The sequence below is a fragment of the Wolbachia endosymbiont of Protocalliphora sialia genome, from assembly GCF_053891855.1.
Genome location: NZ_JAIUJX010000006.1, coordinates 1 through 12380, shown reverse-complemented (window position 1 = coordinate 12380; position 12380 = coordinate 1). Strand labels below are relative to the sequence as shown.

The window sequence follows — 12380 nt, the reverse complement described above, 5'->3', positions numbered from 1 at the left end:
GATCACTTTGAAAAAAATGGTCTAGACAAATGGGTGCATTATAGTTCCAGATAATATTCGTCAAGTTTTACAACAGGCTCAAATTAACGTTCATGATGTTTCTGTTACTCAACAAAGAGATGGTTATAATTGTGGCTTATGGGCGTTAGAAAACGCTAGAGGTATTAATGCTGTGTTGCAAGGAAGTAGAAGTAATATTCCTGATGAAATACGTAACCGTTTGCAAGTTCAAGGAAGAGATGAAGCTTATTTTATACGCACGAGAGAAAATGTTTCAGACAAATTAAGTATAGATCCACAACGTATAGCTAATCTAGAGGCTGTACTTGCTGAAACACAAGCACCTAGAAAGAAATTTGACCTAAATAATTGTGTAAAACAAGGTAGTAGAAAAAGAAGAAGTATTAATCCTTGTTTATTTTCATTGGATGATGTAAAAAAGTTTATTAAGGGAAGGGTAGATGAAAATAATATAGATAAGATTATAGTTGATAGTGAAAAGTTCCTAACTTATGTTAAAAGTAGTCAAAATGAAGGGAAAAATGCTCAGCTAATAGAGTTCGTTGGAGATAAAAATATCGAAGGTAATCATAAGTACTTATTTGATAAGGTAGTTGAAGATCAAGGGTACGGACGTTATATTGAAAATGAACGTATTAAGAATTTGCACGGTGACATTTCACAGCAAACTGGTAGTACAACAAAAAGCTCAAAGTTGAAAAGCAGGTTAATGAACGCTGCAGGTGGAATACAATTAATAAGAGGAATTCATGGAGCTATTGTATCTTGTAAAGATGGAACAGCAATAGATTGTGGATTAAATTTAGGTGGGATAGGATGGTCTTTTGCATCTCAACCAATTGAGAATGTAATGGTTAAAATTACTCCAAAAGTTGTAGCATCAGCTGAAAAGGTTGCAGGAAAAATTGTATCAGGCACTCTGGGTAAACAGACAAAATTTGCTATTCGGATTGCAGGTGTAAAGTTTGGAAGTACAATAGCAAAAGGTACGGCAGGAGCTATAGCTGGTGTTTTTGATATTGTTGATATAGGTATGTCAGCAAGTAATCTTGTTGATTGTAAAAAAAGAGAGGATAGTGATAATCCATGTGGAGAAAAGGAGATAAGAGATAATATAGCATCTATATCCTTTTCTAGTGTATCATTTGTTTCTGGTGTTGCTCTTACAGCAGCAAGTATGCCGGTAGTTGGTATTGCAGTTGGGTTTGGGCTCATGGTAGGTTATGGAATTTATAGTGGTGTCAGCAATATCGTGGAGTACGAGAAAAAGTATGATACGACCCATGATGAAAATTGGCGTATTTTTTGGCATACATTTGCTTTTCAACCTGTACCACTAGATGTGCAACATCTTGCAGCAAGAAAGGAAATGGTTAATAGTCTCACTAAAGGAGCGTGGCAAGCTTTAAATAATAGCCCTAATAGTACTGTTGCTTATGGTATTGGTCTTGGAAAAGTAAGCGGTAATACCCTTCGTCCAGATTATGCAAAAATTCTGATGGATAAGGAAGACACTAATACCGAAGATCTTTCACGTGTTATACCTGATCGTATACCGGGTGCTAGCAGGATTTGTTTGCCAAAGATTACTGGGCAAGATTATGAAAAAGGTATTACAAATTCAGTTCAACCGCCTTTATACTACTGTGATAATGCAATGGTTATTAGTCACGATGGTAGAGTAGGTGTAAAGCAAAATGGCAAAACAATTGTCTATGATCTACAGAATGTAGATAATGGTGTCATTATTGGAAGCAACGAATGGAACAATAATTTTCTAATTTATCCAGGTGCAACAAGAATAACTGGTGGTAATAATGTAGTAAATAGGTTTATTGTAAATAACATTGGCTTTTCAGGTAAAATTATTGGTGGAGGTAACTCTGTTAATATAATTGATTTAAGTCAATTGAAAGATCCAGTTATAGGAATGAACGTTAACTATCGTTTTAAGCCTAATGCCTCTGGGTCATTAAAGGCAAGAGTAAATGGTCGTTGGTTAATCAATGATCAAATTGATAATAATGGCATCTTTAATTATTACTATGTTGGAAGAAAGAACAAGGTGGATGAGATTTTGTGCATGGGTTACTCTGAGCACTTTATAGGAACCGATGATCGTGAGGTTATAATAGATAGTGGCGGTGGTCTTGATAAAAATAGGAAAGATGTAGTTGAAAATTGTAAAAAAGTAATTATTTCGCCGTATACTACAGTCAAAGGTGGAAAGAGCAATTATACTTTTTACGTAAAAGCTGCAGACTACAAAGGTAAGGGTTTATATTCAGAAATTGATGTAGATGGAACAGGAACTATAATTTTTCCGGAAATCGATTTATTAGGTGATTGTGATCAAATCACTTATTCCACAGACAGTAATACTTTATCTTTAAAAATAAATTTTGGTCAAAACAATCAATTTACTCTTGATGTAAAAAATTATGTTGAGCAAAGCAGTAATAAACCTCGCTTTGCACTAATAGATAAAAATGGTAGTAATATTGTTCCTAAGATTGAAAGATCAGACTCATCAACTATAAAAATTACTTCATTTGAATTACATTCAGAACATTCCCTAGATAATTTTGACAATGTTGAAAATCATTACAAAAAAATTCTAAATAATCATAAGAGTTATAAAGTCTTTGGTGTTATTAGAGATAAAGTACAAAATCAGGATAATAGTACAGTTCCACATATGTTTTTTGGTTCTTCAGAAGATGATATAATAAATTTTGATCAAGGAGCCATAGTTGCTAGAGGTGGAGATGGAAGTGATGTGTATTTTATTAGCAATGATATAAATAGTAGAGAAGTTAAAATTGATAATAATTCAAATGATAAAAAACTGGATATACTATTTATGCCAATGGTTGAAAAAGATTTTTCAATCCAGCAATGTGACCTCTATTTAAAGCACAATAATAGTAACATTCGAGTAAAAAATTACCTTCAAGATTCTAATTATAGGCATCTTATAATTATGAATAAAAAAGGAGAAACTTTTATCCCTAATATACAGTCAATATCATGTTCTCCCTCTTCTTCGAGAAATGGTAAATTAGTTCCTTTTTTCCACGCTACACAAGCTCAAAACATGTTTGTGTTACCTAAAGATTTTCAAGATGATCATGTAGTGATAGATTCCCGTCTTGAAGATATTGAGCGATATAGAAACAAAGATCATCTTTTACTGATAAGGAATAACGAGGTTCCTTTTATAATAAAAGTAGAAAATTTTTATGATAATCAAAGTAAATGGAGAAACGTTAATTTTTTTCTGTGGAATGATGGTAATTTTTCCTCATATCTTGGTTTACAGCAAGAAGTTAATGGAATAATGGACTATCAAGATAAACTTAAGAGTGATTATGAGAAAACTGTAAAAGAATACACTATAGACTTCACTGAGTCTGTCGATATTACACATAATCAAAATGGTACTTTAAATTCGATAGAGGAAGATGAAAAGCGTATAGGAGTAATGATACTAAAGAATATTACTCCAGATCGGATTAGAGTTTCTAGTAGTAACACAGATTTGGTGTTTTCTGATGAAGTATCCAATCACACAATCAATATAAAGAATTGGAATAATTCTGAGTCTCATAGAATTTCTACGTTGGAGTTTGATCTAGGTTTAGAACCAATAACGCTCGGTAGATTAGATAGGTTTAGCTTATATGAAGTAGGGAAAGTACAAGACCTAATTGAAAAAGCTTCAGAGAATTATAAAAATAAAAGTAAATATGCTCCTAAAGTAGAAAATGACTTTAAATGTTTAGTATCGATTGATAATTTTATAATGGAAAACAAGAACCCAATATACCAATGTTTAAGTTTTTCTTCACTTCAGGACCATGTAAGCTTTACAGAAAATTCCTGTAGTTTAGAACAAATTGAGGAATTAAAAAATAAAACGCCAAGTAGTAATCAGATTTTAACATTGCTTGAAAAGTTAGAAAACAACCTTTTGCTGAATGGCTATGATTCAAACATAATAGATCAGTGCAATAATTGGATGATCTCTTCAGGGTTGGGAGTATTGAAACCTTTGGTAAGTACAGCAGTTTATGAAGGTAAATGGGATGAAGTTAAAACCCTTCTTGATAAAACTGCTAAAAAAAGTAATGTTGATATTGAATATAAAAATCAGTGTTCACAGAACTGGACGCCTTTGCATTATGCTACTTACAACGGTAATGTAGAATTAAGCAAGAGTGTATTCAAAGCATTTTTAGAGAAGAAAGGTAATATTAATGCTTTAGAGAGTACTAGTTGCAACAGTGATAATTGGGCGCTTTTGCACTATGCTGTTCATTATGGTAATCCTGATATGGTTAGCTTTCTTATAGATAAAGGTGCTAGTATTGAAATTAGAAGTAAGGAGGGTAAGACACCCCTGCATTTGGCTGTTGAAGAAGCAAAGCAAAACGTAATTAATCTTCTTCTTGATAGAGGTGCTGATATCGAGGCTAAAAACAACGATGGTAGAACACCTCTATATTTAGCCGCTTACAATAATGACTCAGGTGTAATTGAACTTCTTTGTAACAGGATCAAGACTAAAAGTAATGACGCATTTAAAATGATAAAACAGGTTGAATTTTTAAAGAAGGAAGTTGTTAACCAAGCAAATATTCCATCTAACGCAAAAAGATTGGTAGAGTTTTGTATAAGTAGTTTAAAAGGTTCGATAAAAAGTACAGCAAAAAAGGTGCTAAAGGATGGTATGCTGCATAATCGTAGTGCTTCGACTATTGAACTTTTGGATGAGATTTATAATTTTGATGAAAAGTTGTTTGATAGAGCAATTAAGGAAGCTGTAAGTGACGTATACTGGCAAGTAGATAAAAAAGAAATATTAAGGTTTATATACAGTCATAATAACCCTGGTCAGAGTATCTCAGGTTATATGGCTGTGTTTGATAAAATGCCGAAGAACGATGGTGCAGTATTTGAGTTAGCTCACCGTATTAAAAGTACAGTAAACTCTAATAAATATTCCGGGGTCAGTTCAGAAAAAAGATCTGATCTTGAAAGGCTAAAAAGTAAATTACCAGAGTCAGTGAGAAATGCGGTATTTTCATCAGAGGTATGTATTAAAAATGTTGAGTATGGAAGGTACTTGTACTCACCTAATAATGATTGTATGTACCACTTAAACAATTGTGACAAGGATAGGCGGTATGTGTTCACTTGGAAATCAGGGGAAAGTGTTATCAATGGTGTTTGGAAGATTGAAGATTGTGGATCTACTCGCAAGAGACGTAGTATACAAGGGTCAAATGGTTATAATCAAAGTGTAGTAGACTATCAGTCAATATTGACTGAAGAAAATAGTCAGCAAATAGCAAGTAGAACATCTGCTATGGTTGAAGATGTTGAAAGGCACACCTTTTTAAATCAGTCAAAAAATAAGTTAGATTTAGATAGTTGTTTAAATAATAGAGGGAGAAGCAACGCTGCGGATTCTATGAGGAGAGATGTTTGTAGTGAACTCAATGCAAGTGGGAGAAAAAATATTGTTCTAAGCGGAAACGATGTATGTACAATTACTTCAGGTCATGAAACACTTGATATTGAAAACTTCCCTATTCAAGAGGTAATCATTAATGAGGATGTCAATGGAAAGAAAAGTTTAAGAAGTATATTAGATTTACATCAGCTGGTACAGCAAGTAGATAGGGATTTGAGTATAAAACCGACACCAACGATTATTAAAGACAAAAATGATTTATTAATTAAGTTATCTATATCAGCTACCGGCTTGCAGCAAGATGTAATAACAGTTAGGCTGAAGGATGCACTTATAAATAAGTGGTATAAAAAACTACAAATTATTTTTGATAATGCACCGGTGGAAATAGATGGTAATCTAGATTTAAAGTCTTCATTCTTTATTTCTGATGAGAAAATTATTGTAGTAAGACCTCAAGACATAGAAGAAAATAGTAAACTAATTATATCTAAAAAAGCAGGGCGGTATACCTACCTTCATGATAAATATGACTTGATAGTTACCAATGCCTTTAATGCTGGCATAGAAGCAAATGAGTTGTGTATTATATATTTTAGAGATTTCTATAAAGAACCTGAAATGAAAACATTATCTATAAAATTTACTGACAAAGAGATATTATTAAGTAATGAAGTAGATAAAATACATAATTCAGATAGTATTGATAAATTAAATAATGTGAGTTCTATTGTTAATTCACAAGAGAGTTCTATACATTTAGAGGTTCCAAACAGTGGAGACATAAATGCTCAAGGTAAACTTGACAGAACACTGTTGCATCTTGCTTCCGAGGCGGGTGAATTTGATAAGGTTAAACTTCTTCTTGATAGAGGTGCTAATATTGAAGTTCAAGATAAATTTGGGTACACACCAATATTTCTTGCTACTCAACAGGTAAATGGAGCGTGGTAGAACTTCTTCTTGATAGAGGAGCTAATATTGATGCTCAAGACAAGGAAGGTAAAACACTTTTACACTTTGCTGCATCAGGAAATAATTTGGATATGGTTCAATTCCTTCTTGACAGAGGTGCAAGTATCGAAGTTCAAGACGGGCGTGATTGGACACCGATACTTTATGCTGCTCAGTCAGGTAAATGGGGTGTGGTCAAACTTCTTATTAGTAACGGTGCAAAATTTAATAATGAGATAACGTATCAGGGAACGCCTTTACATTTTGCTGCTCAAGGGGGTAATTTGGATATAGCTCAATTTCTTCTTGATGAAGGTGCTGTCATCGAATCTCAAGACAAAGATGATAAAAAGCCTTTAGATCTTGCTGTTGAAGCAGGAAGGTTGAACGTAGCAAAACTTCTTCTTGATAGAGGTGCTAGTGTCAATGCTAAAGATAAGAATGATAGAACACCTTTAGACTTAGCTACTAAAGGAGATATGATAGAGCTTTTGAAGAGAGCGCAGATGGATCAAGGATTGTCAATCAATGCACGAGAGGGCACTTTTGATAAAGTGGAAGATCTTATTGCTCAAGGTGCTAATTTAGAAGCTAAAGATAATAATGATAATACTCCTCTACATAATGCTTGTAATAATGGTCACTTTAACGTAGCAAAATATCTTATCGAAAAGGGAGCTAGTTTAAAGGCTAAAAATAAAGACAATAAAACACCTTTAGAGTTGGCTGATCACAAGGGTTACATAAATATAGTAGAAATGATAAAGCAGATACAATCAGGATTAGATGAAGAATTGTTGTCTGCGGTGAAAAATGGTGATCCTAATAAAGTTGATGATCTTGTTAGCCATGGTGCTAGCTTGGAGGTGAAAGATAGCAATGGTAACACTCTTTTACATTATGCTTCTCAAAATGGTCATTTAAAAGTAGTAGAATATCTTATCGAAAAGGGAGCTAGCTTAAAGGCTAAAAATAAAGATGGTAACACACCTTTAGACTTGGCTGTTAAAGAAAATATAAAAGAATTTTTGAAAAAAGCACAGTCAGGTTTAAATAAAGAATTGTTGGCTGTAGTAAACGGTGATGATCTTAATAGAGTCAAGGCTCTTGTTAGCCAAGGTGCTAGTTTAGAAGCGAAAGATAATAGTGATAATACTCCTTTACATAACGCTTGTAATAATGGTCATGTGAAAGTAGTAGAATATCTTGTCGAAGAGGGAGCTAGCTTAAAGGTTAAAAATAAAGATGGTGAAACACCTTTGCATGTAGCTGCTCAACATGATAGTACACTTGAAGTAATTGAATTTATTTTGAACAGAGATCTTAGTGGTATTAATGATATAACTAATAACGGTAGAACACCTTTACATTTAGCTATACAAGGAAATAAACCAAGTACAGTCAAACTTCTTCTCAATAAATGTGCTAATATTAACGCTAAAGACAAGGATGGTAAAACACCTTTGGATTTGGCTATGCAAGAAGGTTATACAAATATAGTGGAGATGATAGAGCAAGTACAATCAGATTTAGATGAAGGATTGTTGACTGCAGTACAAGATGGTAATCTCAATGAAGCTGAAGATCTTGTTAGTCGGAATGCTAATGTTAATACTACAGATATATACAGTTGGACACCACTACATTGGGCTGCATTTGAGGATCGTTTAGAAATTGCAAGGTTTTTGATAAAAAAAGGCGCTGATATTAATGCTGCAGATAAAGGCCCTTATGGTAAAAAGCCTGTGCATGTTGCTATTGAGAACAATAGTAAAGATATCATAGGGTTTCTTCTCAGCAAAGGAGTGAGTATTAATGATACTGACAAGCAAGGTTATACACCACTGCACTATGCTGCATGGAGAGGACGTTTAGAGATTGCTGAGCTTCTCGTTGATAAGGGAGCTAGTATCAATACTGCAGACGCCTCTACTGCTGGTAAAAAACCTATACATGTTGCTGCTGAAAATAATAGTAAAAGTATTATAGAGTTTCTTATCAGCAAGGGGGTAAACGTTGATGAGGCTGATAAAAATGGTTGGGCACCTTTACACTATGCTGCTAAGTTTGATCAATTAGAGGTTGCAAAATTCTTGATAGAAAAAGGAGCTAATATCAATGCTGCAGATACTTCTACTATTGGTGAAAAACCTATACATGTTGCCGCTGAGAATAATAGTAAAAACATTATAGAGTTTCTTATTAGTAAGGGAGTGAGTGTTAATGATACTGACAAAGATGGCAGGACACCGCTGTACTGGGCTTCTTGGAATGGTCGTCTGGATGTAGTAGAGTATCTTATAGGTAAAGGAGCTGATATCAGTGCTAAAGATAAGGATGGTAGAAACCCGCTAGATGTGGCTAAAGGTCACCAATATGATAATGTTGTAGAGTATTTACAACAAGCAGAATTACGGCTAAATAAACAATTGTTGACTGCAGTACAAGATGGTGATTTTGAAAAAGTTAAAGATCTTGTAAGCCGAGGTGCTAGCTTGGACGCTGCTAACATTGATGCTCAAGATAAGGATGGTAAAACACCTTTGCATTTTGCTGCTCAAGAAGGTAATCTGGACATGGTCCAGTTTTTTCTTAATAGAGGTGCTAACATTAAGGCTAAAGACATGTATGGTTGGACCCCTTTACACTTTGCTTCTGCTTACGGTAAGTTTGATGTAGTTAAATTTTTTCTTGATAGCAATATTAACATTAGAGCTAAAGATAGATATGGTGATACACCTTTACATTTGGCTGCCCAAAATAATGATAAATCTGAAATAGTTGAGTCTTTTTTAGATAGTGATGCTAATAACATTAACGATAGAACTAATAATGGTTGGACACCTTTACATGTAGCTGTACAAGGAAATAAGCCAAGTACAGTTAAACTTCTTCTTGGTAGAGGTGCTGACATTGAGGTTAAAGATACTTACGGCCAAACACCTTTAGACTTAGCTACTCAAAAAGGTTACACAGATATAGTCAAGATTTTAGAACAAGAACAATTAGGCAAAGAGTTGTTTACTGCTGTAAGAGAATATGATTTTTCTAGAGTTGAAAAGCTTATCAGTCGAGGAGCTAATATTGATACTAAAAACAAGAATGGTAAGACGCCGCTAGATATTGCTATTAATACAAAGAACACTCTTGAAGAGAATCAAGGATCTCTCAATAATGCATTATTGCTTGGCCAACAAGGTCGTATAGTGAGAATTTTAGAACATGAACAATTAAACAGGAAGTTATTTACTGCTGTAAGAGAAGAAAATCTCCCTAAAGTTAGAGAGCTTATCAGTCGAGGGGCTAATATCGATACTGAAAGGGATGGTAAAACACCACTAGATATTGCTAAAGAAAAACTTAGAGAACATAGTAAAAATGAAGAATGTAGTGATGTTGTGCAGTGCTTAGAAAAACTTAATCAAGAAAGAGAAAAGCCTGTACAACGTAAACGCCGTCATCACCATGGAGATCACAATCATCATCATATGTCAAGAAAACCTCTTGCTATAGATTCAAGTGATCAACCTGAGATAACAGCAAGTAGTGGTACAAGACCATCTTCATGGATAAATGATTTGTTTAGTTGGGTGAAAAGTTCTGTAGGTGGGTTTAGAGCTGCTTTATCTGAGGAAGCATCAAATACTGCAAGTTCAATACCACAAGTTGATGAGCAATTTGCCAAAGCTTCGGTAAGTAATAGTAGTTCAACAAGTACCACACTACCATCTGATGGTACAGATAAAAAACAAGAAAATGGAGGTTTCTTTCGAGACAACATTGATTATGTAAATGCAAATATAAAACAAATGCGTGAAAGGCAAACACCTGTTAAATTTAAACCTAGTGGCGGAAATACAATACTAGAAATGGGAGATCACTATCTATCACAGGTTGATTTTAATGGTACAATAATGTTACTTGATTTATTAATTAGAAAAGTTACAGGTCAGAAGTATATTTCTACAGTAGATCAGTCTATATCCCCACTAGAAGCACGGAGCTATGCATTAAATATTACAGAGGGATTTGAGAAAGTAGTAGAGCAAGCTGCAAAGGATAGCAAAATATCAATGCACCGGTTAAATATTGATTTTATGGAAATGCAGAAAGAGATTACTAGAAAAATCATAGGTGGTAAATTTGATGAGATTCCAGGGATTTTAAACTCGTATGTAGAGAAAGCATGTCCTGGTAGAGAAGCGGGATGTCCTGGTAAATTAAGTCCGAAGAGATTTGACAAGTTTATAGCTCAATTTAATAAGGTGCTGCTAAATCAATCAATACAACAGATATTACACAATGGAGATGGTACATTAGAGGTTGATAGTGCAAAAAAACAACAAATGAGTTTAGAGCCTCAAAGTTATTTAAGTAATGCTTCTATTCAAAGCCATTCAAAGGACAAAGTATCAACTTGTCTTTCTGAGGTAGGAGTAACTAAGCTTGTGAATAACCTAAGTAGGTAGATTAAAATATGAGAGATGGAGGTATAATATGCCAAATAGTGGAAAGTTTACAATAGAATTTAAAGTGAAGGTGGTAAAATGAGCCAAAGTAATTAGGGAAACCAGTAGCAAGTTTGATGGTCCTAATACTAACATGGATGAAGTAGACATTGTAGGCAACAAGGCTAGAATTGGGAGATAAGTGGTTGATGCACTCTCCATATTAAACCTATAGTATATAGCTTTGATATAGAAGGTTGGGTAGGAAGATTTCGTTATGATAGTAATTTATATAATTCTATGTGCTATCTTTATAGCTATTTTAGACAGTTCATTAGACTCTTAATTGGGAGTATGTTCGACTTAGGAAAGGTTTTCATAAATGTTGGAGTGAATAAGTAGGAATATTATGTTTTTTCTTTGAGTTGTGAAATTTCAGAATGAGAAAAACCTGTAGTTTGTGATATGATATCAGTAGAGACACCAGCCTTAAGTAGGTTTTTTGCCACAGCTATTTTAGCTTGTTTTTCTCCCTCTTTCTTACCTTTTTCTGCACCAATTTTAACACCTTCCGCTTTACCTTTTTCATGGCCGATGAGGATGCCTTCTTGTCTACCTTTTTCTTGACCTACTTTAAGACCCTCATCAAATTTTTGAGCTAAAGCAGCTACTTCATCCATTATGCGTTTTTTCATTTGTTCATATGCTAGTAACTCTTCTTCTGACCAATTAAACTTATTCATCTCTTCATAAGCTCGTTTTATTATTACGTCACCACCAACTATTTTATCTAGGTCCTCTTCGTTTGTTTCTGCTGCATAACGAAAAAAATAACACCATTTTTCTACTATATTTTCTAGTTGGTCTTCTTTTGTCTTTGTAAATTTTGGTAGTTCTATGAATACGAAGTAAAAATCCTTTAAGTCATGTTCAAAGCTATTTTGATCTAAAATGACATGATTAGATTTGTACTCAGACTTATCTGGAAAGATGATACAATCAGCAACAGCAATAAAGATAATTTCCTTGAGATTATGATAATTATCACCTTGATCAGCTTGACTTGAGTAGGCTTTAGCAGCATAATATTGAGCACGCTTTTCGAAGCCTTTGGTCTTAGTGAACTGCATCTCTATAATGTATCTTGAACCTTGAGAGTCTTTACAAAGAACATCGACAATACTTTGCTTTTTAGCGGCAATTTCAGGGTCTAAAATGGTAGCTAAGAATTCAACATCGTGGATAGCAGCTAAGCCAGTGAAGCCTAAAATATCGTTCAAGAAATGAATGAGGATATCTTTATTCTTCTCGGTGCCAAATATTCTTTTAAATGCATAATCGTTGCGTGCGTCAAGAAACTTCGAAAGAGCCATGAGAAAGTAAGATAAAAAGCATTAATAATTATACACAATTGTGAAGAAATATTCAACATTTTTATGCCAAAGTCTATTAAAGTTAGCTAAATTTCAAGAGTTGGC

Annotated in this window: 3 protein-coding genes; 2 read left to right on the top strand and 1 reads right to left on the bottom strand. The window is 33.9% G+C overall.

Annotated elements, in window-relative coordinates; translation table 11 throughout:
* The first annotated feature begins 172 nt into the window (after window positions 1-172).
* Together LB100_RS03640 and LB100_RS03635 are read left to right on the top strand one after the other, a co-directional pair.
* A complete protein-coding gene (locus LB100_RS03640; RefSeq protein WP_456201481.1) occupies window positions 173-6454 on the top strand; it encodes an ankyrin repeat domain-containing protein in 6282 nt (2093 codons plus the stop codon).
* Window positions 6448-10923, top strand: a complete 4476-nt coding sequence (locus tag LB100_RS03635) for an ankyrin repeat domain-containing protein (protein ID WP_456201480.1) — start codon at window positions 6448-6450, stop codon at window positions 10921-10923. The genes LB100_RS03640 and LB100_RS03635 overlap by 7 nt, the downstream gene beginning before the upstream one ends.
* A gap of 386 nt (window positions 10924-11309) precedes the next feature.
* Here the strand turns inward: LB100_RS03635 and LB100_RS03630 are convergent, their stop codons facing one another.
* The gene (locus LB100_RS03630) at window positions 11310-12275 is read right to left on the bottom strand and encodes an Rpn family recombination-promoting nuclease/putative transposase (RefSeq protein ID WP_456201479.1); all 966 of its coding nucleotides are present in this window, start codon (window positions 12273-12275) and stop codon (window positions 11310-11312) included.
* Between the last annotated feature and the right edge of the window lie 105 nt (window positions 12276-12380).